This is a genomic window from Pseudomonas sp. VEM90 (assembly GCF_054611535.1).
Genome location: NZ_JBTRAR010000001.1, coordinates 68,624 through 91,368 on the forward strand (window position 1 = coordinate 68,624; position 22,745 = coordinate 91,368).

Here is a 22,745-nt window from a genome sequence, read left to right on the forward strand (position 1 = left end):
GCTGAGTCGTTGCCGAATAAACGGGTAGCTAGCCTGGGCTAATCCTGGAGCCGTTTTTCCGCTTGGTAGTCTCTCCATGAGGGCATCACCATCCCGCCCTTCGATCTCCCTTGCCAAAAATCGGCGCGCCGACTGAGCGCCCGCTCCTCCCTGCTTCAATGGCAACCGCTGCCCTGTAACCGAGCTACGTTCTGATCGATGCGGCCTTGGATCGTGCGCAAGGTGTCTGGCGTAATGACCTGTGGGTACAGGTTCTCGGCGATGCTTGCAAACTGGCTAGCCACCTCACAAATGCCGTCAATCATTCTGCCTGCAACCTCCGGGGGCACCTCGGCTTCCTCGGCAAGCCGAAGCATTTGTGTGCGGGTAATCGACAGGGCCTCCCCCATTACATCCATCTGGTGATATCCACCTGGCCCCTCGCAAAAGGTCACATCGTAGGCCGGCGACAGTCTCCAATGACCGTCCTGCGACATGACGTAGGCAAAGTTCTTGGGATGATCATCTCTGTTGTTGAACGCTACATTGAAGACGGCACGTTCGAAGGCCACCGCCATCTCTCGCACGTCGTTGGTACACATCTGGGTTGCCCGCAGGAAATTGACGTAGTCCAACACGCCTGGAGACCGGTAACTCGCCCCCGTGAAGGCCGCGAGGCTTTGCATGGGCACGCGCAGGCCACCCTGACGGTCAAATCGCTTGCTGGCAAACGCCGCCAACCCATCAGGCAGGCTGAAGTACTGCGTGTCAGGGGTCTCGATACCGCACATGCGCAGGCATTCGGCGTAGACCATTTCGACAGCGCACACCTCGGCATGCTCTTCCTTGGCCGGGAACTTGACCAGCCAGGCTTCAAAGCCCGCCGTCACGGCAGTTGTAAACCGGCCAGTTTCGGGATCACGATAGACGAGGGCCTTAGGCCTTGCACCTTGAGGCGAGCCACCCACCAGCAGCAACCTCTGCAGGAACTCACCGCCGTCTCCATGGAGCACTTCCTGCACTTCGGCGGCTAGCTGCTCCAGCGGGATGTGGACTTCAGACGCCTGCCCTTCGGGCGCCACGGGTTCAAACGTCATGGCCCCCATGGCATTACCACCGATATAGGCCAGCCGTTCCAGTGAGCCGATGCGCGCTGTGGTGAGCCCGCGGCGCCTGAACATACGGTCCATCAGCAACATGCCCCATCCGTCCGGCAAGGCGTCGTAAACAGGCCCTGGCAAGTACAGTTGGTGGTCTGGAAAGTCTCGGCGCAGTTGAGCCCCCTCCAGCGGCAGCGTGTAGGACGACAGCTCCAAGCCCCTTTGCCTGGCTTCATTGCTGTACTCGAACACAATCAGTGGACGACCGGTCAGGGCAGTCGTGGAGACCAGCGTGCCCCATTGCCATCGCTCCCCCCACCCTTCGTAGAAGACGTTCACCTGCTCAAGCATTGCCGGGCTTCCTCTTGGTACGAAGACGATTGGCGCTGTTTTCGTAGCGCCGGATATCCTCGATGCTGTCCAGCTTTGGCAGGAAAAGGCCTTCCAGTTCCTTGGTCCGGCCAAGCGCCATCGCCACCCGAACGACGTTCTCGAATCCGACATTGCGCCCGGCTTCAAGGTTGGACACTGTGTTTGTGGCGATGCCGGCACGCCCGGCCAAGTCTGCCTGTGTCATGTCCCGCGCCAAGCGCTCTGTGCGCAAGCGATCGCAGAGGCGCTTCACGACCTCACTCGGCTTGCTGAAGCTTAAATCCAACATAGTGTGTACCAAGCCCGCTCTGTACGAGTTAATCCACAAAATTATAGAATTAACGCAAGGCCCTATCAAGCGAGCTAATTCCCTTAATTTGCGTCTTATCGCTTAATTTCTAAATCTACCCACAATTTAGTGGATTTACGGACGCTTGCACAGAGGCTTCGTCGGCGGTTTGAAAGGGGTTGCACGATCCAATACCCAAGCCATCCCGAACCTTTTATAGCGCCACGTGCATGCGGGCATGTGGGCATGTGGGCATGTGGGCATGTGGGCATGAGGGCATGAGGGCATGAGGGCATGAGGGCATGAGGGCAGTGTCGCACGCCGTGCTGATGGTGTTCGCGCAGAGCATCATGGGAACCGCTGAAACCGTCTACCCTGCCCCGCAGCCAAAGGCTTAGCCCTTGCAAAATGACCACGCGGCCCCTTGGGAGCACTGTACATGTCTATCGACTTCAGACCCGCTCGGGTCTCGGACGCGCATGATATTGCGCGCTTCTTTCAACTGACATCGGAGGGCATGGCCGATTACATATGGAGCAAGCTCGCCGCACCTGGGGAAGCATTGCTGAGTGTCGGTGCGTCTCGCTATGCCAGAGAACAGGGCGACTTTTCATACAAGAACTGCCTGATGGCCACTTTCGAAGGGCGCGTAATCGGCATGATGCATAGCTATGTCTTGCGCGCGACGCCTGACAGGCCAGTCGAGGCCGACCCCGTCCTCGCGCCTTATTCCGACATGGAAATACCCGATACCTTGTACATATCCAGCCTGGCACTGGATGAGGCCTGGCGGAGCCAGGGGCTGGGTGCCCAGTTTCTTCGCCACGCCCAGCAGCGCGCTGACGACGCTGGCCTCGATGGACTGTGCCTGATCGATTACGCAGAAAACCACGGTGCACGCCGCTTCTACGAACGTCATGGATTTCAGATCGTGAAAACCTGCCAGATCGTTCCGCACCCGATGCTGGGCGTAACCGGTGAAGCCTATTTAATGTATCGCCCTACTCACAACGTGCTCGAGAAACAGCCATGAACCAGAAACTGACCGTGTTCCGCGAACTGGATATCCAACCGCTGCGCGACCTGCCCTTCTTTGAAGAAGTTTTGGAAGGTACCCCTCACACGCTGACGTCCAAGTACTATCACGATGAACAGCAAGGTCGCATTTCCGGAGAATGGGAAGCCAGCACCGGGGCGTGGCGCATTGACTACAAAGTCTGGGAGTTCTGCCACGTTTTGAGTGGATGCTGCATCATCGAGCTTGAGGGTTGCGCCCCGGTCAAACTGGCCGCTGGCGACACGTTCATTATCGAACCGGGCGCCAAGGGCAAATGGACCGTAGTGGAAGACATGAAGAAGAACTTCGTGATCCTCTTGCCCGCGAACTAAGCCACTGAATGCTGGCTGAAGCCGACTATGCTGGTAGCAATCCACACGCCGGCACAGGGGCTGTTAAATGGGCAAGAAGCGCAGGTTCGGACAGGCTGCTTGGCTGGTGCTACTGACCCACTTGCTGTTCTCGCCCCTGCTCCATGCAGACACCCCTCAGTCCGGGCCAGAGGTAGAGGGTGTCATTGCCGAGCCCGCCCCGCTGACCGTCATCAACCGCACGGTGCTGGTCTTTCGTGCGACGCTGCTGGGCGAAACACCCAAGGTGCGCGCCCAGCGCGCCAAGAAGGTCATCGAGGAAACGCTCCAGGAAACGAACGATCTGGAGGTTCGCGTCGACCCTATTCTGCGCAGCTACCTGGTGCTGCTGGGCGGGCGCCGTGCATTCATCGTGACGCCGCTGGATGCTGCGGCCGATAGCATTACAGCAGGCGAAGCCGCCGAGCAGGCCGCCGAGAACCTGCGCCTTGTCGTCGAGGAAACCCGTCAGGCGCGTAGCCTGCGCTTTTTGCTCACGGCGATAGGCTACGGCGCTGCGGCAACCCTGGTGTTTTTCATGCTGGTAAAGGCCGCAGGCTACTGTCGACGCAAGCTCTTGGGGCTGCTGCCCAAACTGATGGGCAAACACTCCGAGCGCCTCAAGGTCGGCCACACGCAACTGTTCGACCTGCAGAACCTGTACTACCTGATAGACCGCTCACTCTGGCTGCTGTACTGGTTGGTCGTGTTGTTGCTCTGCTACCAGTGGCTGGGCTTCGTGCTATCCCGGTTCCCTTACACCCGGGCCTGGGGTGAAAGCCTCAATATCCACCTGATGGAACTGCTCAACTACCTGGTCAGCGGCATTTTACGTGCCATGCCCGGCCTGGTAGTTGCGCTGTCGATCTTCTTCATCGCCCGTGGTATCAGCGCCTTCTCCAAACGTGTGCTAAGGCGCATGGCACGCCCGGGCACGTTGAAATGGCTGACCGCCGAAACCTTGCAACCGACCATGCGCCTGACGTCGCTGGCGATATGGCTATTCGCCCTGGTGATGGCCTACCCCTATCTACCCGGCTCGGGCACCGATGCCTTCAAGGGGCTCTCGGTGTTGCTCGGTCTGATGATTTCACTGGGGGCGACCAGTGTCATCGGCCAAGGGGCCGCCGGATTGATCCTTACCTACACACGCACGATGCGCGTCGGCGAGTTTGTACGCGTGGGCGATTACGAGGGCACGGTGACCGAAGTGGGCATCTTCACCACATCCATACGCACCGGGCTTGGCGAAGTGCTGACACTTCCCAATTCAATGATTACCGGCTCGGTGACCAAGAACTACTCGCGTATCGTGGAAGGGCCAGGCTATGTGGTCGATACCGTGGTGACCATCGGCTACGACACCCCCTGGCGTCAGGTCGAGGCGATGTTGCTGGAAGCGGCTCGGCGCACCGACGGCGTGCTGCAAACGCCCGCGCCCCAGGTATTCCAGACGGCGCTGTCGGATTTCTACCCCGAGTATCGATTAGTGGCCCAGGCCATTCCGTCAGAGCCCAGGCCACGCGCGCAGCTACTGAGCTTGTTGCACGCCAATATCCAGGACGTGTTCAACGAGTATGGAGTGCAAATCATGTCGCCTCACTACCTGGGCGATCCCGAGCAACCTAAATGGGTGCCCAAGGAGCAGTGGCACGCGGCTCCGTCCAAACCTGAAAACACCGCGTGAGCAATGAGACCTCAGGTGCCGGTCAGTGCAATGATCATCGGCCCACAGAGCGCCAACAGGGCATTGGAGACGGTGAAACCGATATGGGGCCAAAGCATGCCGAGCAGCGCCAGCATCACCAGCCCGCTATGCACCCAACCACTTTGAGCACGGCGCAGAACCAAACTCAAAGGTCCAGCGCCCCTCGGAGCAAGGCGTCAAGCACGCGCGCGACGTCAGCACCATGCTCGTCCAGCAGGCACACCGGCAGCCCGTGCAAGGCCGCCTGCACACCGGCCAGCCCCTCGCCTGTCAAGGCCAGCGGACAAGCAATTTCCATCTGCAGCGAGCGCAGGCGCTTGGCCAAGGCAGGGCTCACCGGTGGCTGCAGCGCGATCACCAGTGCCGCAGGCTGCATCGCCGCACACAGCAGCGGGAGCTCTTCCAGGGGCTGCCCGCAGCCAAGCACTTCGATGCGTTGTTGCTCACTGCTCAACAGCAGCCCGGCGCACAACACCTGGCATTCGGCTTGGCCCTCGGTGCCTGCCAGCAGTACCCGTGGGGCGTCGGCCTGGTTCATCTGCAAGCGCAGCAGCAGCCGGGCGCGCAAGAACGTATCGAGAAACAACCATTGGCTACGCTGGCCTGGCGCAGTGCCTGAAGCCAGGTCATGCCAAACCGGCATCAGCACGTCCCGCAGCACCGTGGCCTTTGGCAAAAGTGTGAACAGCTGTCCATGGATCGCTTCCAGCGCCTGCGCATCGAATGCCCTGGAAGCGCGCGCAACGGCGGCGCGCCAGTCGTCAAAGGCCGAGGGCTGCTGCACAGGCGCCTCAGGCTGGCCGGCGAGCCTGTCGCCAACCTTGCTGATGGGCAGGCCGTTGGCGGTCCAGCGCAAGATGTCGCGTATGCGCTGCACATCCTGGGCGGTGTACAAGCGATGGCCGCCCTCGGTGCGCTGCGGGCGAATCAACCCATGACGCCGCTCCCAGGCACGCAAGGTCACCGGATTGATGCCGGTCAGGCTGACCACATCGCGCATGGGTAGCAATTCGGGTGGGGTGGCGTCGGTCATAACGAGGTGTCATTCAAGGGGTGATACATTCTAAACCCAGATGCACCTTCTGCGGCGAGCCTCCTTGGTTCATCATGCAACAAACGGCGCCAAAAGCTTCTGTACCGGAAGCCTTTGGCGCATATCGCATACGAAATGTCTGTAGGTGAGCCCCATGATCAACGCAAAACTCCTGCAACTGATGGTCGAACATTCCAACGATGGCATCGTTGTCGCCGAGCAGGAAGGCAATGAGAGCATCCTTATCTACGTCAACCCGGCCTTCGAGCGCCTGACCGGCTACTGCGCCGAGGATATTCTCTATCAGGACTGCCGTTTTCTTCAGGGCGAGGATCACGACCAGCCGGGCATCGCAATTATCCGCGAGGCGATCCGCGAAGGCCGCCCCTGCTGCCAGGTGCTGCGCAACTACCGCAAAGACGGCAGCCTGTTCTGGAATGAGTTGTCCATCACACCGGTGCACAACGAGGCGGACCAGCTGACCTACTACATCGGCATCCAGCGCGATGTCACAGCGCAAGTATTCGCCGAGGAAAGGGTTCGCGAGCTGGAGGCTGAAGTGGCGGAATTGCGTCGGAAGCAGGGCCAGGCCAAGCACTGACAAAAAAACCTATACAAGACCGTTGACTTGTATAGATAAAGGCTTAGGCTTCAGTTATACCTGTACAACAAGTCAATTTTGTACAGGATTGCCTGGAGCCCAGTATGTCTGCGTACCTACAGCAATTCGCCGAGCGCTTCGCCTGCCTCGATGGGGCTAGCCTCGACACCCTGGATAAACTGTACAGCGACGATGTCACCTTTCGTGACCCCCTGCACCAGATACAGGGGCTGCAGGCCCTGCGCGCCTACTTCCAGCAGATGTACGCCAACGCCACCGATATCCGCTACACCTTCACCAGCGCCGACGAGGTAAAGCCCGGGCAGGGCTACCTGCGTTGGACACTGCAGTTTTGCCACCCGCGCCTGGCCGGCGGCCAGCCGATCACGTTGCAAGGCTGCAGCTGCCTGCATTGGCGCGACCGTGTGCATTTTCACCAGGACTATTTCGACGCCGGCGCCCTGCTTTATGAGCACCTTCCCGTCATGGGCACTGCGATCCGCTGGCTCAAAGGCAGGCTGGCATGAGCCGCTGCTGGCTGACCGGCGCCAGCAGCGGTATCGGTGCCGCGCTCGCGCAAGTCCTCCTGGAGCAAGGCCACCAGGTGGCCTTGGGCGGGCGCAACGCCGACCGCCTTGCCCCGCTGGCCGAACGGTTTCCCGGGCAAGCATTGCTGGCCATTGGCGATCTTGACAACCCGGAGCAGGTCGCCGGCATCGCTGCGCATATCGAGCAGGCCTGGGGAGGCCTGGACATGGCCATTCTCAATGCCGGCACCTGCGAATACCTGGAGCCAGGGCATTTCGATCCGGCGTTGGTCGAGCGCGTCATACGCACCAACCTGCTGGGTGTCAGCTACTGCCTGGCGGCAGCACTGCCCTTGCTTCGCGCAGGCAAACGCCCCCACCTGGTGGTGATGGGCAGTTCGGTGACCTGGTTGGCCTTGCCCCGCGCTGGCGCCTATGGCGCGTCCAAGGCCGCGGTGCGCTATCTGGTGGAGTCACAGCGAATCGACCTGGATCGCGAGGGCATCGCGGTCACCCTGGTAAGCCCAGGCTTCGTGGACACACCACTGACCCGCCGCAACGATTTCCCCATGCCACAGTTGTGGTCCGCGCAGCGTGCCGCCCGGCATATCGCCAGGCGCCTGCCCCGCCGCCCTCTGGAAATCAACTTCCCCGGTCTTTTCACCTTGGTGTTGCGCCTGCTCGGGGCGCTGCCCGCGCGCCTGCGCCTGGCGCTGGGCCAACGCCTCGCCCGTCATGAACAGGAATGATGATCCATGCGTATAGCAATCATCGGCAGTGGCATCGCGGGGCTGACCTGCGCCCATTTGCTGTCACGCAAACACGAAGTCACGGTTTTCGAGGCCGAGCAATGGGTCGGGGGCCACACGCACACCCTTGATGTGGTCTGGAAAGGCCAGCGCCATGCAATAGATACCGGTTTCATCGTCTTCAACGACTGGACGTACCCGAACTTCATCCGCTTGCTCGACCAGCTCAAGGTTCCTTCGCAGCCGACCGAGATGAGCTTTTCCGTGCATGACCCGATCACGGGCCTGGAATATAACGGCCACGACCTGAACACCCTGTTCGCCCAACGCAGCAACCTGGTGTCCCCAGGGTTCTGGGGGATGATCCGGGACATTCTGCGCTTCAACCGTCAGGCACTGGCCGACCTGGACAACCAGCGTATCGATGCCAGCACCACGCTGGGCGCCTACCTTCAGGCGAAACGCTATGGGCAACGCTTCATCGATCATTACATCGTACCGATGGGGTCGGCGATCTGGTCGATGTCTCGCGCAGACATGCTCCACTTCCCGCTTGAGTTCTTCGTGCGCTTCTGTCGCAACCACGGCTTGCTGTCAGTCAACCAACGCCCACAGTGGCGGGTGATCAAAGGCGGCTCACGCAGCTATGTCGCGCCGCTGTGCCGACCGTTCGCTGAGCGCATCCGCCTCAACTGCAAGGTTTACCGCGTCAGCCGCGACGAAGGTGGCGTGACCCTCGTGAACGCGGCCGGCACCGAGCGCTTCGACAATGTGGTGTTCGCCTGCCACAGCGATCAGGCCCTGGCACTGCTGGAAAGCCCCAGCAACCAGGAGCGCGCCGTGCTCGGCGCGATCGATTACGCCAGCAACGACGTGGTGCTGCACACCGATACCCGGCTGCTGCCACGCCGCCAGCGCGCCTGGGCCAGCTGGAACTACCGCCTGGGCGGCCCCGAGCAGGCTCCCGCCGCGCTGACCTACAACATGAACATTCTGCAAGGTATCCAGGCACCGACAACTTTCTGCGTGAGCCTCAACCAGACCGCACTGATAGACCCGGCGCAGGTGATCGCCCGCTTCCAGTACGCCCATCCCCAGTACAGCGTTGCCGCGTCCGCCGCGCAAGCGTGCCAGGAGCAACTGCAGGGGCAACAGCACAGTTACTTCTGCGGCGCTTACTGGGGCAATGGCTTTCATGAAGACGGGGTGGTCAGCGCACTGAAAGTGGCCGCGCACTTCGGAGAGCAACTGTGAACAGCAGCCTCTGCCTGGGCTGGATCAGCCACCGTCGGCTGACGCCGCGGGCCCACGCGTTCCGCTACCGGATCGGCATGTTCTACCTGGACCTGGACGAACAAACCTGGCTGATGGGCCTGTCACGCTGGCTGGGGCGCTGGCGCCTGGCGCCGTTGTGCTGGCGCGAAGCCGACTACCTGCCCGCCCAGACCCGCCAAGGCGAATCGCTGGCCCAGGCTGCACGCTTGCTGGTCGGGCAGGCGACGGGGCATATGCCCGAAGGCCGGGTACAGCTGCTCACGCAACTGCGGTGCTGGGGGCTGTCGTTCAACCCGGTGAGTTTCTATTTCTGCCATGACCGCGACGGGCGCCTGACCGCGATCCTGATGGAAGTGCGCAACACGCCCTGGCGTGAACGCTTTCACTACGTGCTACCGGTGCAAGGCAACCTTGCCAGGCCCTTCAGCGTCGGCAAGGCCTTCCATGTGTCGCCGTTCATGCCGCTGGACATGGACTATCGCCTGCGCTTTTTCCTGGACGCGCACCATGTGCGCATTCACATGCAGAACTGGCAAGGCGGCACAAAGGTGTTCGAGGCCGACCTCGCCCTGCGCCGCACGCCACTGGATGGAGCAGCGCTGCGCCGGTATGTCCTGAACTTCCCATGGATGAGCCTGCGCACTGTCTCGGCCATCTACTGGCAAGCGCTCCGCCTGTTGCTCAAACGCACGCCCGTGCATGACCACACCGCCTGCCAGGGTGACCTGGCGCTCGGCCAACCTTGCGAGGACCTTGATGATGTCGAATCCCACCCTGAGCGTTAGCAAGTTCGCAGGCCTTGCGCCCCTGCTCGGCGGGCTGGCACGAAGCGCCGTGCTCGCCCAGTTGGGCAAGCTGCGTCACGGCCACCTGCGCCTGCTCAGCCACGGGCAGCAATGGAGTTTCGGTGATGCCGAAAGCCCCTTGCAGGCGGAGGTGGAAATCCTCGATGACGCCACCTGGAGCCTGATCGCCGGCAATGGCTCGATCGGAGCTGGCGAAGCCTACATTCACGGCTATTGGCGCAGCCCCGACCTGGCGCTGGTGACCCGCCTGTTCGTCGCCAACCTTGAAGTGCTCGACGCGCTCGAGGGTGGCCTGGCCCGCTTGGGCCGCCCTGCCCTGCGCCTGCTGCACCGGCTCAACCGCAACGACAAGCGCGGTGCCCGGCGCAACATTCTGGCGCACTACGACCTGGGCAATACCCTGTTCGAGCGGCTGCTGGACCCCACCATGATGTATTCGGCTGCGCAATTCGAACACCCTGACCAATCACTGGAGCAGGCCCAGTTGCACAAGCTGGAGCGCATCTGCCAGAAGCTCGAGCTGAGCCCTGACGATCACCTGCTGGAAATTGGCAGCGGCTGGGGCAGCCTCGCTATCCACGCAGCCACCCGTTACGGCTGCAGGGTCACCACCACGACGCTCTCCGAGGCGCAGTACAGCCATACCCTGGAGCGCGTCAAGGCCTTGGGGCTGGGGCAGCGCGTGCAAGTGCTCCGCGAAGACTACCGCGACCTTCAAGGCACGTTCGACAAACTGGTTTCGATCGAGATGATCGAAGCGGTCGGCCATCGCTACCTGCCGGTGTATTTCCGCCAGTGTGCTTCGCTGCTCAAGCCTGAAGGCCTTATGCTATTGCAGGCGATCACCATCCGCGACCAGCGCTATGCCCAGGCGCAGCGCTCGGTCGACTTTATCCAGCGCTACATCTTCCCCGGTGGCGCCCTGCCTTCGCTGAGCGTGTTGCTCGACACCGCCAGCCGGCACACTGGCCTGAACCTTGTGCACATGGAAGATTTTGGCCTGGACTACGCCCACACCCTGCGACACTGGCGCGAAAACCTGCGTCAGGCACGCACTGCGCTGACGGACCTTGGCTACGACGACATGTTCCAGCGCCTGTGGGAGTTTTACCTCTGCTACTGCCAGGGCGGTTTCGAGGAACGTACCATCGGCGTAGCGCACCTGCTCTGGGCAGCCCCCCAGGCACGCCGCGCGCCCTTGCCTGGCGGTGCCTGATGCCCAGCCGCTGGCTGATCGGCAATGCCCTCTGGCTGCAAGCCGGCTGGTGGGTCTGCGTGCTGGGCGCCGAGCGGCCCTTGCTGTTGCTGCTGGTGATTCCGGGCGTGGCAGTGCACCTGCGCCTGTGCCCGGACATCAATGCCGAGCTCAAGGCGCTGTTGCGCGTCACCTTTGTCGGCTGCGTGCTCGACAGCGTGCTGGGAGCACTGGGGGTGTTCGGTTTCGACGCCTGGCCCCTGCCGCTGTGGCTAGCGCTGCTGTGGTTGGTGCTGGCCAGCGGGATGCGTCACAGCCTGGCATGGGCCGGCAGGCACTGGCGAATCGGCGCACTGCTGGGGGCGCTTGGCGGCCCCCTGGCCTATGTAGGTGGCGCCAGGCTGGCAGATGTCGCCTTGCCATTGGGCGCGCTGGAAACCGGCCTGCTACTGATGCCGATATGGGCTTTGGCCCTGCCCCTGCTGGCGCGCATCGCGGCGCGGCGCTGACCGGCGACATCGCTCGGAGCAGTAGCGCACCTGCTCCCAACAGCGTGCCCAGCGCTTGCGCCAGGTGAACGACCGGCCACACACCACGCAAACCTTGCTGGGCAGAAGGCTCTTTTTCATAACACCTGCCCCGCATCGAGCCGCGCCAGCAGTGACTGGCCACGCTGCCACACGGCATCGCGACGACCAGGGGGCATGCCATCGAGGCTGCGATAGACCAGGGCCAGGCGCGGGTTAGCCGAGAGCTGGGGGCGATGGCGAATGAGAAAATGCCAATACAAGGCATTGAACGGACAGGCATCCTCTTCGGTCACCTGGTCGACCCTGTAACTGCAAGCCTTGCAATGGTCGGACATGCGCTGGATATAACGACCACTGGCGCAATACGGCTTGGACCCCAGGTAGCCGCCGTCGGCGTGCATCACCATGCCAAGCGTGTTGGGCAGTTCGACCCACTCGAAGGCATCCATGTAGACCGCCAGGTACCACTCACAAATCGCGGTTGGCACGATACCGGCCAGCAGGGCGAAGTTGCCGGTAACCATCAACCGCTGAATATGGTGAGCGTAGCCCAACCGCAGGGTTTGCCCGATGGCTTGCGCCATGCAGCGCATGCGGGTGCGCCCGGTCCAGTAGAACGCTGGCAGCGCCCGGTCGTTGTTCAGGTGATTGAGCCCGGCATACGCCGGCATGCGCTGCCAATAGATGCCGCGCACATACTCACGCCAGCCGATCAGCTGGCGAATGAAGCCTTCAGCTGCATTGAGCGGCACACGCCCCTCGCGCCAGGCCTTGTCGACGTCGTCGCACAGACGACGCACATCCAGAAGGCCGATGTTGAGCGCCGCACTGATGCGCGCATGAAACAGGTACGGCTCACCTTCGGCCATCGCGTCTTGGTAGTCCCCAAAAGCCGCCAGGCCGAAATCCAGAAAATGCTGCCAGAGCTGTTGTGCCTCGGCGTGGGTCACGGGGTAGTCGAAACCGTCGACGCCCCCGTAGTGGTCGCTGAAGCGCTGGCGCACCAAGGCCACCACCGCTGCCGTGATGTCGTCTGGCGCGAAATGCGCAGCGAACGGGCCACGCAGCTGCCGTGGCAATGGCTTGCGATTGTCGCCATCGAAATTCCAGGCCCCGCCTGCCGGGCTGCCGTCAGGCTCCATGAGCAGGCCGGTTCGCTTGCGCATGCCACGGTAGAAGTGCTCCATACGCAGCTGGCGACGTTCTGTAGCCCAGCGCCCGAAGGCTTCACGGGAGCACAGAAAACGCGTGTCGCGAAACCACACAAGCGGCAGCGCAGCATCACGCAAGGCCTGCTCCAGGCGCCACTCCCCGCACTCGGTCAGGTGGATGTGGGTGGCGCCCAAGGTTTGTTGCCATCGACGCAACTCACCCACGATGCTGCCGCTGTTACCCTCGGCGTCCAGCTTGACATAGTGCACCTGCCATCCCCGTTCACGCAGGGCCTGGGCAAAATGGCGCATGGCGCTGAAGATGAGAACGATCTTCAGCGGATGATGCGGTACGTATCGGGCCTCCCCCTCCACTTCCGCCATCAGGACCGCATCGCGAGCAGGGTCCAGGGACGCCAGGCTTGCCAGGTCGAACGACAGTTGGTCACCCAGCACCAGGCCCAGGCGCATCGTCCGGGCTACCACTGGCTGGTGAGCGTTACCGGTACGCGCAGCGGCGCGATGGGGCCGTCACGTTGCCCGCACATCTCATCGTGCACCACCTGCTGCACCAGCATGCACGGCACCGGCGGCAGGTCGGCCAGCAACTGCCGCAGTTCGGTCGTGGAGCGCACGCGCACGGGCTGCCCCTGGGCATCGCTCAATGTCACAGGGCCGGCGTCGGTCAGGGCGCGCAGGAGGTAGAAGCCCCCCTCCAGCGACAGCAGTTCAAGTTCCTTGGCTTCGCCGGTCGAAACCAGCTGGGTCAGCGCGTTCAGGTTCATGGTGTGCCCTCTGGCAGGCGGCGGAAGAACAAGGTGATCTGGCCAATCTCCACGCCCAGTTTGCTCATGCTCGAGCGGTTGATCAGGGTGTCGTCATCCATGAGGTACATCCAGTCGTCCAGGTCTACCTGCCAGTGCCGCCCGTCGACTGGCAGATCCAGTTGGTAACGCCATCGCAGCGCGTTGCCCGCCACTTCCCCGCGCGCCTCGCCGATCACGTCCCCCGCTGTTCCCCGCCAGCGCCCGGGGCCGTCCGGCACCAGCGTCCAGGTACGCTGCTGGCGTGTGCCATCGCTATAGAGGAAATGCTCGTCGAGGATCAGTCGTTCACCTTCGCGTCGGCTGTCGATGCGCACATGGAAGCGCTTGACCACCTCACCGGAACGCTTCTGGAACATCCCCCACGCCTGAACCGGGCGCGAGAAGAACGCCGCCAGGTCCAGCTTCGGCTGCTCCTGGGCATAGTGCTCAATACCGACATTGCCACAACTGCCCAGAAGCAGGCAGGCAGCCAGCAACAGCGCTTTGTACATGTTCAGGCTCCTCGGTCATCGCCAGCCAGCCCAAGCAGCCGCTGACGCAATTGGGGGTCTCTGGCCCGGGGGTCGAGCCAGATGGCGAAGAAGGCCCGGGCGAACACCGGATCATCGATCGCGTGGCTCAGTTTGCCGTCGACGTAGAAGCGGCAACCCTGCCCCGGCAGGTACAGGCCCGTGATGCGCATGCCAGGGCTCACGTCCACGAATGCCTGCTCTATCGCCCTGGTCCATGCCGCGCGCTGCTGCGCCGTCATGCTGCCGCCATCCAGGCGTTGCATTTCCTTGAGGCTGGCCTTGACCAGCGTGTCCCTGGACAATGACCGGTGATAGAGCAGCTCAAGGGCGAACGGCTGGTTCCAGTCCTGAACCGGGCCAACTGCCCACAACCGGGCGGTATACAGCCGCAGGCCGAACCAGGTGAAATCACCGGCGCCCAGCCGTTGCGCCGCAGGCAGCTCCGCTCGCCAGTCTGCCGCCGACGACATGGCGGCTAGCAGCAGGCACAAACAGGTCCAACGTGCGGGGTGCGCCATTCTGACCTCGAGCACTTCGGGAAATATTATACAATAGTAGACTCTTGTACACATATTCGCTGGGGCATGTATAGATTTCAATGCCGAGCATGCATATTTCTGCAAGCCTCGCGCCCCGTTATCGAACACCCATGAAAGTCGAGATAGAAGGAATTGCTCATGCTGTACGTCGTCATGCTCGGTGGACGCCACCCACGGGCGAATATCGAGGTCCACGACGTGGTGTTCGCGCAGGCGGACTCACTTGAACAGGCCTACCCATGTCTGCGCCAAGCCTGGTTCGGGAGCCGAACGGGCCTGCACATCGACGCGTGGATGGAAGTCGACGGTATTGACCGCTACCGCGTCGCGTTCAGCCAGGTAGCGCCTGGCCCACACGATCCCAGGCTGTTCTTCATCAACCTTGGCGGCTACGAGCCCGGGGTGTTTGGCGAGGCACACCGCTACCTGCTGGTGATGGCGAAGGACAAGGCCGAGGCCAGGCAACTGGGCAAACAGCGCCTGCAGGCAGACTGGCTCAAGCCGCATACCGACGCGGTACTGGACGTCGACGATTGCCTGCCGATCGACTGGGTGAACGACCGTTACGTGCACTTGATCGAAGGGCCCCATGCCGGCTTACGGCAGTACAGTGACTATATCCTGCTGTGAGCTCACCCCTGCCAGGTGCGAGAACGTTGGCAGGCATCACAGGACGAGGCGCCAGCGCCCAGCCAAGAGGACACTCCGATGAGCCTGATCAACGACCTTCACACACCCGCCAACGTGCTGGTCTGCGGGGCCAGTGAAGGGATTGGCCTGGCATTGTGCACGCAGTTGCTGGCGCGCGATGACATCGGGCTGGTGTTCGCCGTTTCGCGACGAGCCACCACCAGCCCTGCGCTGGATACCTTGTTCACAGAGAACGGACGACGGTTGGTTCGCCTCGACTGCGACGCCCGATCCGAGCAGGCACTGCAAACACTGGCCGCGCAGGTGGGCGCCTGCTGCGACCAGCTGAACCTGGTCTTCAGCACGCTTGGCGTGCTGCAAGAAGGCCCGGCACGGGCTGAAAAAGCGCTGACCCAGCTTGATATGGCGGGTTTGCTGAGCAGTTTCACAACCAACTGTTTCGCCCCTGTTCTGCTGCTCAAGCACTTGCTGCCGCTGCTGCGTCGGCAACCGATGGCCTTCGTCGCCTTGTCTGCGCGAGTCGGGTCGATAGGCGACAATCACCTGGGTGGCTGGTACAGCTACCGTGCCAGCAAAGCCGCGCTCAACCAGCTTCTGCGCACTGCAAGCATCGAGCTGAAGCGACTGAACCCCGCTTCAACGGTACTTGCATTGCATCCCGGAACCACCGACACCCAGCTTTCCCGCCCCTTTCAGGGCAACGTGGCGCCGGACAAGCTGTTCTCGCCCGCGTTTGCCGCCACCTGCATCCTGGCGCTTGTGAGCCGTCATGGCCCGGCGCAGAGCGGAACGTTCTGGGCGTGGGATGGCATGCCGATTCCTTGGTGACGAGCACGGAGAGCGCCCGGCCAAGTTGATGAACCAGGCATGCGCGAGAACGGTCAACCCTTTATCTGAAAACGGCAGAAGGAAGGGTGGAACGAATGGTTTCGTTTGATCTGCAACGGATGCTGTTAGGCAACTTCCCTTTTACCTTTCTGCTGGAAGTTGCCGTGCGTGTTTCAGCGGCTTTCCTGGCCGTGTTCTTTTTTCTGAAGTTCAGTGGCCGGCGCGGTATCAGACAGCTGTCCCGGTTCGAGCTCGTGGTCATTCTCACGCTGGGCTCTGCTGCCGGCGATGTGACCTTTTACGAAGATGTACCGCTGCTTCCGGTGGCCGTGGTTTTCCTCACCCTGTTCATGCTTTATCGAGGAACGGTCTACCTCATGAGGCGAAACAGAACCTGCGAGGCCTGGATCGACGGGTTGCCGGTCACGGTAGTAAAAGATGGCATGTACGAAATCCATTCGCTGCGTCACCTGAACATTTCACCGAATGAGCTGTTCATGGAGCTACGCCAACAAGGTGTCGAGCATCTGGGCCAGGTTCGGCTGGGCCTTCTGGAAACCGATGGCGACCTCAGCTTGTATTTCTACGACCAGCAAGACACACGCCCCGGCCTCTCAGTGCTGCCGTTCGAGCATCGCCCAGAGTACAGATCACCGCCTGGCGCCGGGTTGCATTGCTGTGTGAGCTGTGGTTTTCCGGCCTACCATGAGCCTCACGACACCCTGGCGTGTTCACGTTGCGGTCATACGGTCTGGTCGCCTGCATTGGATACCATGCGCAACCGTTAGCAGGTTCTCCCCATACCGCCAGGCATCGAGCAGGAACTTTGCTCGCTGTTTGCAGGCCCTTATGAAAGGCCTATCAGCACGAGGAGAGAATGATGAGTGCACAATTGAACGGCAAGCGTGTGGCCTTTTTGGTCACCGATGGCTTTGAACAGGTGGAACTGACCGGCCCGCGTGACGCCTTGGAGAACAGCGGCGCGGTGGTCGATATCCTGAGCGAGAAAGAAGGCACGGTACGTGGCTGGAACCATGACGAACCCGCCGACGGGTTCAGCGTGGATGCGACTTTCGACAGTGCACAGCTTGACCTCTACGATGCCCTGGTGCTGCCTGGCGGTGTACAGAACTCGGACACGATTCGCTTGATGCCCGGCGCGCAGAAGCTGCTAAAAAGCCATGATGCGGCCGGCAAGCCGCTGGCGGTCATCTGTCACGGCGCGTGGCTGCTGATATCGAGCGGGCTGGCCAACGGTAAGCGGATGACCAGCTACAAGACCTTGCAAGATGACATTCGCAACGCTGGCGGTACGTGGGTGGATGAACCAGTGGTGGTCGATGGCAACCTCATCACCAGCCGCCAGCCGGATGACATCCCCGCTTTCAATGAGCAGTTGATCAAGGCATTGGCAGGCTAAGCCTGATGCTCTTCAGCGCGTGCTGGTCGCCCATGGCACCGACCAGCACGCGCTGGTCACGCCAGCTGGATGAAAACCGAATAGCTGCCCAGCAAAACCCAGAAGCACAGGAAAATCCAGGGCGTGCGCAAGGAAAACAGCAGCGATTTACGGTGCCCTGCCTGAGAGGTTTCGGCCTCGCAGAACAGCGGCGACTCGTCATAGGCCAGGCCCATCATCGGCTCGCTGCGCAGCAGGTGGCTCTGCTTCATCTGCCAGTGCTCGATAATCCGGAAGGCCGCGCGGATGCCAGGCCAGGCATTCAGTGTACTAAGCACACCGAGCAGTGCGAGAAAAGCCGGCACCATCAAGGTGAACATCTCGCCCCAGCCTGGGTTCAGGTTGCCCATCGATGACACATAGGCAATCACCAGGAACGACTGGGCAGCAAGATAAGCGTCAGTGCGGTTGGCCAGGATGGTGGTCTCATACTGAATTTCGCGTCGATAGAAATCCAGTCGCTCTTTGGGCGTACCGAACATCCTCTCGCTCGTCTGGTCGATCTCATGCTCCGGCGTGGAAGGCGTGATGATTCGAGGCACTGCAGGCTCCTTGATAACGTGGGCCTCACCCATGCCAGCAAGCCCCGTCAGCGGTAGAGCCAGGCGGTTGGTAAAAATTCATTGGAAGTGGGTGCATCAACCGCTCGTCGCTCAGCACGAAGATCCACTTCAACACTGCCTTGGCGCGCCTTTCGAACGGAAATGAGCGTTTCAACCTGCAGGAGCTTCCAGCATGAGCGACTACCCTACCCCTCCATTCGCCTCCCAACCGCAAAGCGTTCCAGGTTCCCAGCGCAAGATGGAGCCGTATCCGGACTGTGGCGAGCAGAGCTACACCGGCAACAATCGCCTCGAAGGCAAGATCGCCTTGATAACCGGTGCTGACAGCGGCATCGGCCGTGCGGTAGCGATTGCCTATGCCCGGGAAGGCGCTGACGTAGCCATTGCCTATCTGAATGAACACGAAGATGCGCAGGAAACCGCGCGCTGGGTCAAGGCTGCTGGCCGCCAGTGCCTGCTGCTGCCCGGCGACCTGGCACAGAAACAGCATTGCCATGACATCGTCGACAAGACCGTGGCGCAGTTTGGTCGCATCGATATCCTGGTCAACAATGCCGCGTTCCAGATGGCCCATGAAAGCCTGGACGACATTGACGACGATGAATGGGTAAAGACCTTCGATACCAACATCACCGCCATTTTCCGCATCTGCCAACGCGCTTTGCCCTCGATGCCAAAAGGCGGCTCGATCATCAACACCAGCTCGGTCAACTCTGACGACCCGTCACCCAGCTTGTTGGCCTATGCGGCCACCAAAGGGGCCATTGCCAATTTCACTGCAGGCCTTGCGCAATTGCTGGGCAAGCAGGGCATTCGCGTCAATAGCGTCGCGCCCGGCCCGATCTGGACACCGCTGATACCGGCCACCATGCCTGATGAGGCGGTGAGAAATTTCGGTTCCGGTTACCCGATGGGGCGGCCGGGTCAACCTGTGGAGGTGGCGCCAATCTATGTCTTGCTGGGGTCCGATGAAGCCAGCTACATCTCGGGTTCGCGCTACGCCGTGACAGGGGGCAAACCTATTCTGTGAAAGTGCTGCCGGGGCCTGCTGACGCGGGCCTCGGTGCCACATCGAGGAAGAGGAAGAAGAGCTCTTCCCCACCGCGAAAAAACTGCTCGGAAAAGACCAACTGGAAGAGCTGGGGCTCGCCATGCAAGCCCAGAAAAAACTGCTGAAGGGTGAGCAACGGGCCGCGTGAATCAAAGGCGCCAGGCCAGGTCGGGCACGATCGACCCGCCCTGGTGCCATGGGTTAATGTTGGGGACTCGCTTCGATGGAGAGCTGGATCGACTTGCTGGAGTGGCCGGCCATGCTGGTCACAGTGGTGGCAGCCTGGTGCATCGGGTCGCACCGCCCAGGACGGCGCATGGTGGGCTTCTGCTGTTTTATCGCCAGCAACATACTGTGGTCAGTCTGGGGGTGGCATGCCCAGGCCTGGGCTTTGATTGTGCTGCAGCTTGTGTTGTGCGTCATGAACCTGAGGGGATGGCGCAAGAATAAAAGCGCTTCAACGAAAGCGCAGGTCACACTTGCCGAGCATCCCTTCGCACCGCCTGAGGAGGGACGCCAAACCCACGGATGAACACCTCGCGCATGTGCCGGCGATCCCTGAACCCGGTTTCCTTGGCCACCACCTCCAGGCTGTGCCGGCTCTGCTCGATCATCAGCCGGGCAGCCTCGAGCCGCAGGCCCTCGATGGCCTTGGCGGGTGATTGCCCGGTCTCGGCAGTGAATACACGGGTGAACTGCCGAGGGCTCAGGTGCGCCACCTGGGCCAGCTCCTCCACGCTCAATGGGCGGCTGAGGTGCACGCGCGCGTAATCCAGCGCGCTCTGGATACGGTCAGTCCTGGGCGACAGCGACAACAACTCGGAATGTTGGGACTGCCCACCAGAACGGCGTTGATGCATGACCATCTTGTGCGCCACCGACCTGGCTATCTCGTTGCCCAGATCCTTTTCCACCATGCCCAGGGCCATGTCCAGGGCGGCGGTCATGCCGGCGGACGTCCATATCGACCCATCGACGATGAAGATCCGGTCTTCCTCGACGTCGATCTTCGGATGTAACTCACGCAACTTGTTCGCGTAGGCCCAGTGGGTTGTAGCACGCCGCCCATCCAGCACCCCGGCCTGCGCCAGTACGAAACAGCCGGTGCAAAGGCCCGCAGTGCGCCGCGCAGCGTCGACGAAGCCCCGCACGCTGGCCAGCACCTCTTCACCGGGCGGCGTCAACGGCGTCAGCGTACCCGTCACCATCCAGGTGTCGGCTAGGCCAGGGGCGGCCAAAGGCAGCGTCTCGACAGACACCCCCTGCGAGGAGCGCACCGTACCGCCACCGACAGAGAAGTTCTCGAGCCTGTAAACCGCTTTGCCGGCGACGATGTTGGCAAACTCGAACACGGTTTGCGTTGCCAGGGACATGATCTGAAAGCCTTCGGTTAACAAATAGCCGACCCGGTGCATGGTTGAACCTCACTGAGCAATGTCCTGAAACACTACCATATACGTCCTTTAAGACAATAACCATCTTCTGCATCATGGCTCCACCCACTCAAAGCAACGGAGTATCACCATGGCACAGGCATTCAAAGGCACCGCGCTTGTCACCGGCGCTTCCACCGGCATCGGTTCGCTCTACGCAGAGCAGTTGGCACGCCGCGGTTATGACTTGGTACTGGTGGCCCGCAACCGGGAACGCCTCAACGCATTGGCGGGCCGGCTCACTACCGAAACCCGGCAGAATGTGGAAGTGTTCCCGGCCGACCTGGCCAATACAGATGACCTTGCCAAGGTAGAACGCAAACTGCGCGAAGATGCCAGCATCAGCATGCTGGTGAACAACGCCGGCATCGGCACCCATACCAGCCTGCTGGAAAGCGATGTCGAGCGCATGGCCGAAATGATCAGCCTGAACGTGACCGCCCTCACCCGCCTGACCTATGCGGCTGTACCTGGCTTTGTGGCGCGTGAGCGGGGGGCGATCATCAATATCTCGTCCATCGTCAGCCTGGCGCCAGAACTGCTCAACGGCGTCTACGGCGGCAGCAAGGCGTACGTCACTGCGTTCACCCAGTCCTTGAACAAGGAGTTGGCAGGCAAGGGGGTGCAGGTGCAGGCGGTACTGCCCGGGGCCACCGCCACTGACTTCTGGCAAATCGGCGGCTTACCGGTCGAAAACCTCGACCCCGGCATCGTGATGTCGGCCCAGGACTTGGTGGACGGTGCGCTGCAGGACTTCGACAACGGGGTGCTGATCTCCTTGCCGTCAATGCAAGATCTGCAAGCCTTCGACCAATACGAAGCTGCCCGCCAGGCCTTGTTCGGCCAATTATCCAGCAACCAGCTTGCACCGCGGTACAGCGCCAGCTGACGGTTGCGCGTGAGGCGCTTACGCTTGGTAACGAGCGCCTCACACCATTTTCACTGAAGGAGAGAAAGTCTTGCGCTATTTGGCCAGTTTATCGCCTTAATCGAAACGACTAGCCTGAGCTCACTTTTCCCCTACCCAAGAGGTTGCGCCAATGAAGGCTGTCGTTTACACCCAACCCGGTTTGCCGATCCAGGACCCGCAGTCGTTGTATGACGCGCAGTTGCCCGAACCCAAGACGGGAGCCCGGGATCTGCTGGTCGAGGTAAAGGCCATTGCTGTCAACCCGGTCGACACGAAAATCCGCGCGAGCCGCGGCGGTGAGCAACCACAGGTTCTCGGCTGGGATGCGGTTGGCGTTGTTCGCGAGGTTGGGCCAGAAGTCACGCTGTTCCAACCTGGCGATGAGGTTTTCTACGCCGGTGCCATCGACCGTGCTGGCAGCTACAGCGAGCGCCATGTGGTGGACGAGCGTATCGTCGGACACAAGCCCCGCAGCCTGGACAACGCCAGTGCCGCAGCCCTGCCCCTCACCTCCATCACCGCATGGGAGCTGCTGTTCGACCGCCTGGGTGTTGAAGAAAACGGGGGCCAGGGCCAAAGCCTTCTGGTGATCGGAGCCGCCGGCGGGGTGGGCTCGATCTTGGTCCAGCTCGCCAGCAAACTCACACAGCTGGTTGTCATCGGCACCGCTTCAAGGCCTGAAACCCAGGCCTGGGTCAAGGAACTGGGGGCACATCATGTCATCGATCACACCAAACCGATCCCCCATCAACTGGAAGCGCTCAAGTTGAACCCGGTCGATCATGTGATCAGCCTGACCCATACCGACACCTACCTCCCCCAACTGGTAGAAGTGCTTCGTCCACAAGGCAAGCTCGCGCTGATCGACGACCCGGCACAACTGGATGTCATGCCGCTCAAGCGCAAATCCCTTTCCCTGCACTGGGAGCTCATGTTCACCCGTTCGCTGTACCAGACCGAGGACATGATCAAGCAGCATCAACTACTCGATCGCATTTCACAGCTGGTCGATGATGGGGTGCTCAAGACCACCCTCGGCGAGCACTACGGCACCATCAACGCCGAGCACCTCAAACGCGCTCACGCCTTGATCGAGAGCGGGAAAGCACGCGGCAAGATTGTTCTGGAAGGTTTCTGATCGCGTTCCGGTTCCGAGGCAAGGCTCAGCTTTCATGACCACCCCGGACTCCGCCTCGCGAATGCACAAGCCGTGAACCATCACCTGAAAGGAACGTTTCACGGCGGCTGCC

The 22,745-nt window shown here is 61.5% G+C and carries 29 protein-coding genes and 1 pseudogene; 19 read left to right on the plus strand and 11 right to left on the minus strand.

Features of this window, described 5'->3' with window-relative positions; genetic code table 11:
* Positions 1-155: 155 nt before the first annotated feature.
* Both ACYCCG_RS00310 and ACYCCG_RS00315 read right to left on the minus strand, forming a co-directional pair.
* Complete coding sequence (locus ACYCCG_RS00310; RefSeq protein WP_459669157.1) at positions 156-1,430, minus strand: type II toxin-antitoxin system HipA family toxin; 1,275 nt, start codon at positions 1,428-1,430, stop codon at positions 156-158.
* Positions 1,423-1,740 carry a helix-turn-helix domain-containing protein gene (locus tag ACYCCG_RS00315; protein ID WP_021782301.1) on the minus strand — a complete coding sequence of 106 codons (318 nt, stop codon included), beginning with the start codon at positions 1,738-1,740 and terminating at the stop codon, positions 1,423-1,425. The genes ACYCCG_RS00310 and ACYCCG_RS00315 overlap by 8 nt, the downstream gene beginning before the upstream one ends.
* Before the next feature lie 439 nt (positions 1,741-2,179).
* On the opposite strand from ACYCCG_RS00315, the gene ACYCCG_RS00320 reads away from it, so the two are divergent.
* The 3 genes from ACYCCG_RS00320 (at position 2,180) to ACYCCG_RS00330 (ending at position 4,834) form a co-directional block, all read left to right on the plus strand.
* Positions 2,180-2,773: an N-acetyltransferase family protein gene (locus ACYCCG_RS00320; RefSeq protein ID WP_459669158.1), complete on the plus strand. Its 594-nt coding sequence runs from the start codon at positions 2,180-2,182 to the stop codon at positions 2,771-2,773.
* A complete protein-coding gene (locus ACYCCG_RS00325) occupies positions 2,770-3,129 on the plus strand; it encodes a cupin domain-containing protein (RefSeq protein ID WP_021782298.1) in 360 nt (119 codons plus the stop codon). Before ACYCCG_RS00320 ends, ACYCCG_RS00325 begins: the two co-directional genes overlap by 4 nt.
* 67 nt (positions 3,130-3,196) lie before the next feature.
* Positions 3,197-4,834 (plus strand): mechanosensitive ion channel family protein, encoded by a 1,638-nt coding sequence (locus tag ACYCCG_RS00330; RefSeq protein WP_459669159.1) that lies wholly within the window; start codon positions 3,197-3,199, stop codon positions 4,832-4,834.
* 11 nt (positions 4,835-4,845) lie between these two features.
* On the opposite strand, the gene ACYCCG_RS00335 is transcribed toward ACYCCG_RS00330, so the two are convergent.
* The gene (locus ACYCCG_RS00335; RefSeq protein ID WP_339443199.1) at positions 4,846-5,004 is read right to left on the minus strand and encodes a hypothetical protein; all 159 of its coding nucleotides are present in this window, start codon (positions 5,002-5,004) and stop codon (positions 4,846-4,848) included.
* Positions 5,001-5,888, minus strand: coding sequence for a MerR family transcriptional regulator (locus tag ACYCCG_RS00340; protein ID WP_209966530.1), 888 nt, complete (start codon positions 5,886-5,888; stop codon positions 5,001-5,003). Before ACYCCG_RS00340 ends, ACYCCG_RS00335 begins: the two co-directional genes overlap by 4 nt.
* A gap of 154 nt (positions 5,889-6,042) precedes the next feature.
* On the opposite strand from ACYCCG_RS00340, the gene ACYCCG_RS00345 reads away from it, so the two are divergent.
* The 7 genes from ACYCCG_RS00345 to ACYCCG_RS00375 all read left to right on the plus strand — a co-directional run bounded on the left by ACYCCG_RS00345 (position 6,043) and on the right by ACYCCG_RS00375 (position 11,550).
* Positions 6,043-6,489, plus strand: a complete 447-nt coding sequence (locus ACYCCG_RS00345) for a PAS domain S-box protein (RefSeq protein WP_339443197.1) — start codon at positions 6,043-6,045, stop codon at positions 6,487-6,489.
* A 104-nt stretch (positions 6,490-6,593) separates the two neighbouring features.
* On the plus strand, positions 6,594-7,016 hold the full coding sequence (locus ACYCCG_RS00350; protein WP_339443196.1) for a nuclear transport factor 2 family protein: 423 nt from the start codon (positions 6,594-6,596) through the stop codon (positions 7,014-7,016).
* The gene (locus ACYCCG_RS00355; RefSeq protein WP_459669160.1) at positions 7,013-7,765 is read left to right on the plus strand and encodes an SDR family NAD(P)-dependent oxidoreductase; all 753 of its coding nucleotides are present in this window, start codon (positions 7,013-7,015) and stop codon (positions 7,763-7,765) included. The genes ACYCCG_RS00350 and ACYCCG_RS00355 overlap by 4 nt, the downstream gene beginning before the upstream one ends.
* A 6-nt stretch (positions 7,766-7,771) precedes the next feature.
* Complete coding sequence (locus ACYCCG_RS00360) at positions 7,772-9,019, plus strand: NAD(P)/FAD-dependent oxidoreductase (RefSeq protein ID WP_459669161.1); 1,248 nt, start codon at positions 7,772-7,774, stop codon at positions 9,017-9,019.
* Positions 9,016-9,825, plus strand: a complete 810-nt coding sequence (locus tag ACYCCG_RS00365) for a DUF1365 domain-containing protein (RefSeq protein ID WP_209966538.1) — start codon at positions 9,016-9,018, stop codon at positions 9,823-9,825. The genes ACYCCG_RS00360 and ACYCCG_RS00365 overlap by 4 nt, the downstream gene beginning before the upstream one ends.
* Complete coding sequence (locus ACYCCG_RS00370; protein ID WP_459669163.1) at positions 9,800-11,062, plus strand: class I SAM-dependent methyltransferase; 1,263 nt, start codon at positions 9,800-9,802, stop codon at positions 11,060-11,062. Before ACYCCG_RS00365 ends, ACYCCG_RS00370 begins: the two co-directional genes overlap by 26 nt.
* Positions 11,062-11,550 carry a DUF2878 domain-containing protein gene (locus ACYCCG_RS00375; RefSeq protein ID WP_459669164.1) on the plus strand — a complete coding sequence of 163 codons (489 nt, stop codon included), beginning with the start codon at positions 11,062-11,064 and terminating at the stop codon, positions 11,548-11,550. Before ACYCCG_RS00370 ends, ACYCCG_RS00375 begins: the two co-directional genes overlap by 1 nt.
* On the opposite strand, the gene ACYCCG_RS00380 is transcribed toward ACYCCG_RS00375, so the two are convergent.
* The 5 genes from ACYCCG_RS00380 to ACYCCG_RS00400 are packed head-to-tail and all read right to left on the minus strand — an operon-like array spanning position 11,488 to position 14,579.
* Positions 11,488-11,670: a DUF2256 domain-containing protein gene (locus ACYCCG_RS00380; RefSeq protein ID WP_209966545.1), complete on the minus strand. Its 183-nt coding sequence runs from the start codon at positions 11,668-11,670 to the stop codon at positions 11,488-11,490. The genes ACYCCG_RS00375 and ACYCCG_RS00380 overlap by 63 nt on opposite strands.
* Entirely contained in the window at positions 11,667-13,193 is a 1,527-nt protein-coding gene (locus ACYCCG_RS00385) for a cryptochrome/photolyase family protein (RefSeq protein WP_459669165.1), read from the minus strand. Before ACYCCG_RS00385 ends, ACYCCG_RS00380 begins: the two co-directional genes overlap by 4 nt.
* A gap of 8 nt (positions 13,194-13,201) precedes the next feature.
* Positions 13,202-13,507: a DUF6482 family protein gene (locus tag ACYCCG_RS00390; RefSeq protein ID WP_021782287.1), complete on the minus strand. Its 306-nt coding sequence runs from the start codon at positions 13,505-13,507 to the stop codon at positions 13,202-13,204.
* A complete protein-coding gene (locus ACYCCG_RS00395; RefSeq protein ID WP_003254010.1) occupies positions 13,504-14,040 on the minus strand; it encodes a DUF3833 domain-containing protein in 537 nt (178 codons plus the stop codon). The genes ACYCCG_RS00390 and ACYCCG_RS00395 overlap by 4 nt, the downstream gene beginning before the upstream one ends.
* A 2-nt stretch (positions 14,041-14,042) precedes the next feature.
* The gene (locus tag ACYCCG_RS00400) at positions 14,043-14,579 is read right to left on the minus strand and encodes a chalcone isomerase family protein (RefSeq protein WP_339443191.1); all 537 of its coding nucleotides are present in this window, start codon (positions 14,577-14,579) and stop codon (positions 14,043-14,045) included.
* 159 nt (positions 14,580-14,738) lie between these two features.
* Between ACYCCG_RS00400 and ACYCCG_RS00405 the strand changes: the two genes are divergently transcribed.
* From ACYCCG_RS00405 to ACYCCG_RS00420, 4 genes are all read left to right on the plus strand, one after another.
* Positions 14,739-15,230, plus strand: a complete 492-nt coding sequence (locus ACYCCG_RS00405; RefSeq protein WP_209966551.1) for a DUF1543 domain-containing protein — start codon at positions 14,739-14,741, stop codon at positions 15,228-15,230.
* A gap of 78 nt (positions 15,231-15,308) precedes the next feature.
* Positions 15,309-16,079 (plus strand): SDR family NAD(P)-dependent oxidoreductase, encoded by a 771-nt coding sequence (locus tag ACYCCG_RS00410; protein ID WP_459669166.1) that lies wholly within the window; start codon positions 15,309-15,311, stop codon positions 16,077-16,079.
* 95 nt (positions 16,080-16,174) lie between these two features.
* Positions 16,175-16,867 carry a DUF421 domain-containing protein gene (locus ACYCCG_RS00415; RefSeq protein ID WP_209966555.1) on the plus strand — a complete coding sequence of 231 codons (693 nt, stop codon included), beginning with the start codon at positions 16,175-16,177 and terminating at the stop codon, positions 16,865-16,867.
* 92 nt (positions 16,868-16,959) lie between these two features.
* Positions 16,960-17,499 (plus strand): type 1 glutamine amidotransferase domain-containing protein, encoded by a 540-nt coding sequence (locus tag ACYCCG_RS00420; RefSeq protein ID WP_209966557.1) that lies wholly within the window; start codon positions 16,960-16,962, stop codon positions 17,497-17,499.
* A gap of 56 nt (positions 17,500-17,555) precedes the next feature.
* Here ACYCCG_RS00420 and ACYCCG_RS00425 read toward each other — a convergent pair whose 3' ends face one another.
* On the minus strand, positions 17,556-18,080 hold the full coding sequence (locus tag ACYCCG_RS00425; RefSeq protein ID WP_176684064.1) for a hypothetical protein: 525 nt from the start codon (positions 18,078-18,080) through the stop codon (positions 17,556-17,558).
* A gap of 193 nt (positions 18,081-18,273) precedes the next feature.
* Between ACYCCG_RS00425 and ACYCCG_RS00430 the strand changes: the two genes are divergently transcribed.
* From ACYCCG_RS00430 to ACYCCG_RS00440, 3 genes and pseudogenes are all read left to right on the plus strand, one after another.
* Positions 18,274-19,131, plus strand: a complete 858-nt coding sequence (locus ACYCCG_RS00430; protein WP_021782280.1) for a glucose 1-dehydrogenase — start codon at positions 18,274-18,276, stop codon at positions 19,129-19,131.
* Between the two features lie 37 nt (positions 19,132-19,168).
* A pseudogene (locus tag ACYCCG_RS00435) lies at positions 19,169-19,300 on the plus strand (hemerythrin domain-containing protein); the annotation flags it as partial.
* A gap of 75 nt (positions 19,301-19,375) precedes the next feature.
* Complete coding sequence (locus ACYCCG_RS00440; protein WP_080694523.1) at positions 19,376-19,684, plus strand: hypothetical protein; 309 nt, start codon at positions 19,376-19,378, stop codon at positions 19,682-19,684.
* Here the strand turns inward: ACYCCG_RS00440 and ACYCCG_RS00445 are convergent.
* The gene (locus tag ACYCCG_RS00445; protein ID WP_459669167.1) at positions 19,626-20,567 is read right to left on the minus strand and encodes a GlxA family transcriptional regulator; all 942 of its coding nucleotides are present in this window, start codon (positions 20,565-20,567) and stop codon (positions 19,626-19,628) included. The genes ACYCCG_RS00440 and ACYCCG_RS00445 overlap by 59 nt on opposite strands.
* Positions 20,568-20,676: 109 nt before the next feature.
* On the opposite strand from ACYCCG_RS00445, the gene ACYCCG_RS00450 reads away from it, so the two are divergent.
* On the plus strand, positions 20,677-21,474 hold the full coding sequence (locus tag ACYCCG_RS00450) for an SDR family NAD(P)-dependent oxidoreductase (protein ID WP_176684065.1): 798 nt from the start codon (positions 20,677-20,679) through the stop codon (positions 21,472-21,474).
* Between the two features lie 151 nt (positions 21,475-21,625).
* Positions 21,626-22,633, plus strand: a complete 1,008-nt coding sequence (locus tag ACYCCG_RS00455) for a zinc-binding alcohol dehydrogenase family protein (protein ID WP_176684066.1) — start codon at positions 21,626-21,628, stop codon at positions 22,631-22,633.
* Positions 22,634-22,745: the final 112 nt, after the last annotated feature.

What these genes read in the sequence shown, in the direction of transcription:
- ACYCCG_RS00370 (WP_459669163.1), top strand. Translation starts at nt 9,800, where the DNA reads ATGTCGAATCCCACCCTGAGCGTTAGCAAGTTCGCAGGCCTTGCGCCC.
- ACYCCG_RS00340 (WP_209966530.1), bottom strand. Translation starts at nt 5,888, where the DNA reads ATGACCGACGCCACCCCACCCGAATTGCTACCCATGCGCGATGTGGTC.
- ACYCCG_RS00400 (WP_339443191.1), bottom strand. Translation starts at nt 14,579, where the DNA reads ATGGCGCACCCCGCACGTTGGACCTGTTTGTGCCTGCTGCTAGCCGCC.
- ACYCCG_RS00440 (WP_080694523.1), top strand. Translation starts at nt 19,376, where the DNA reads ATGGAGAGCTGGATCGACTTGCTGGAGTGGCCGGCCATGCTGGTCACA.
- ACYCCG_RS00430 (WP_021782280.1), top strand. Translation starts at nt 18,274, where the DNA reads ATGAGCGACTACCCTACCCCTCCATTCGCCTCCCAACCGCAAAGCGTT.
- ACYCCG_RS00330 (WP_459669159.1), top strand. Translation starts at nt 3,197, where the DNA reads ATGGGCAAGAAGCGCAGGTTCGGACAGGCTGCTTGGCTGGTGCTACTG.
- ACYCCG_RS00385 (WP_459669165.1), bottom strand. Translation starts at nt 13,193, where the DNA reads ATGCGCCTGGGCCTGGTGCTGGGTGACCAACTGTCGTTCGACCTGGCA.
- ACYCCG_RS00360 (WP_459669161.1), top strand. Translation starts at nt 7,772, where the DNA reads ATGCGTATAGCAATCATCGGCAGTGGCATCGCGGGGCTGACCTGCGCC.
- ACYCCG_RS00420 (WP_209966557.1), top strand. Translation starts at nt 16,960, where the DNA reads ATGAGTGCACAATTGAACGGCAAGCGTGTGGCCTTTTTGGTCACCGAT.
- ACYCCG_RS00350 (WP_339443196.1), top strand. Translation starts at nt 6,594, where the DNA reads ATGTCTGCGTACCTACAGCAATTCGCCGAGCGCTTCGCCTGCCTCGAT.
- ACYCCG_RS00445 (WP_459669167.1), bottom strand. Translation starts at nt 20,567, where the DNA reads ATGCACCGGGTCGGCTATTTGTTAACCGAAGGCTTTCAGATCATGTCC.
- ACYCCG_RS00415 (WP_209966555.1), top strand. Translation starts at nt 16,175, where the DNA reads ATGGTTTCGTTTGATCTGCAACGGATGCTGTTAGGCAACTTCCCTTTT.
- ACYCCG_RS00310 (WP_459669157.1), bottom strand. Translation starts at nt 1,430, where the DNA reads ATGCTTGAGCAGGTGAACGTCTTCTACGAAGGGTGGGGGGAGCGATGG.
- ACYCCG_RS00380 (WP_209966545.1), bottom strand. Translation starts at nt 11,670, where the DNA reads ATGAAAAAGAGCCTTCTGCCCAGCAAGGTTTGCGTGGTGTGTGGCCGG.
- ACYCCG_RS00355 (WP_459669160.1), top strand. Translation starts at nt 7,013, where the DNA reads ATGAGCCGCTGCTGGCTGACCGGCGCCAGCAGCGGTATCGGTGCCGCG.
- ACYCCG_RS00375 (WP_459669164.1), top strand. Translation starts at nt 11,062, where the DNA reads ATGCCCAGCCGCTGGCTGATCGGCAATGCCCTCTGGCTGCAAGCCGGC.
- ACYCCG_RS00450 (WP_176684065.1), top strand. Translation starts at nt 20,677, where the DNA reads ATGGCACAGGCATTCAAAGGCACCGCGCTTGTCACCGGCGCTTCCACC.
- ACYCCG_RS00390 (WP_021782287.1), bottom strand. Translation starts at nt 13,507, where the DNA reads ATGAACCTGAACGCGCTGACCCAGCTGGTTTCGACCGGCGAAGCCAAG.
- ACYCCG_RS00395 (WP_003254010.1), bottom strand. Translation starts at nt 14,040, where the DNA reads ATGTACAAAGCGCTGTTGCTGGCTGCCTGCCTGCTTCTGGGCAGTTGT.
- ACYCCG_RS00315 (WP_021782301.1), bottom strand. Translation starts at nt 1,740, where the DNA reads ATGTTGGATTTAAGCTTCAGCAAGCCGAGTGAGGTCGTGAAGCGCCTC.
- ACYCCG_RS00345 (WP_339443197.1), top strand. Translation starts at nt 6,043, where the DNA reads ATGATCAACGCAAAACTCCTGCAACTGATGGTCGAACATTCCAACGAT.
- ACYCCG_RS00455 (WP_176684066.1), top strand. Translation starts at nt 21,626, where the DNA reads ATGAAGGCTGTCGTTTACACCCAACCCGGTTTGCCGATCCAGGACCCG.
- ACYCCG_RS00320 (WP_459669158.1), top strand. Translation starts at nt 2,180, where the DNA reads ATGTCTATCGACTTCAGACCCGCTCGGGTCTCGGACGCGCATGATATT.
- ACYCCG_RS00410 (WP_459669166.1), top strand. Translation starts at nt 15,309, where the DNA reads ATGAGCCTGATCAACGACCTTCACACACCCGCCAACGTGCTGGTCTGC.
- ACYCCG_RS00325 (WP_021782298.1), top strand. Translation starts at nt 2,770, where the DNA reads ATGAACCAGAAACTGACCGTGTTCCGCGAACTGGATATCCAACCGCTG.
- ACYCCG_RS00405 (WP_209966551.1), top strand. Translation starts at nt 14,739, where the DNA reads ATGCTGTACGTCGTCATGCTCGGTGGACGCCACCCACGGGCGAATATC.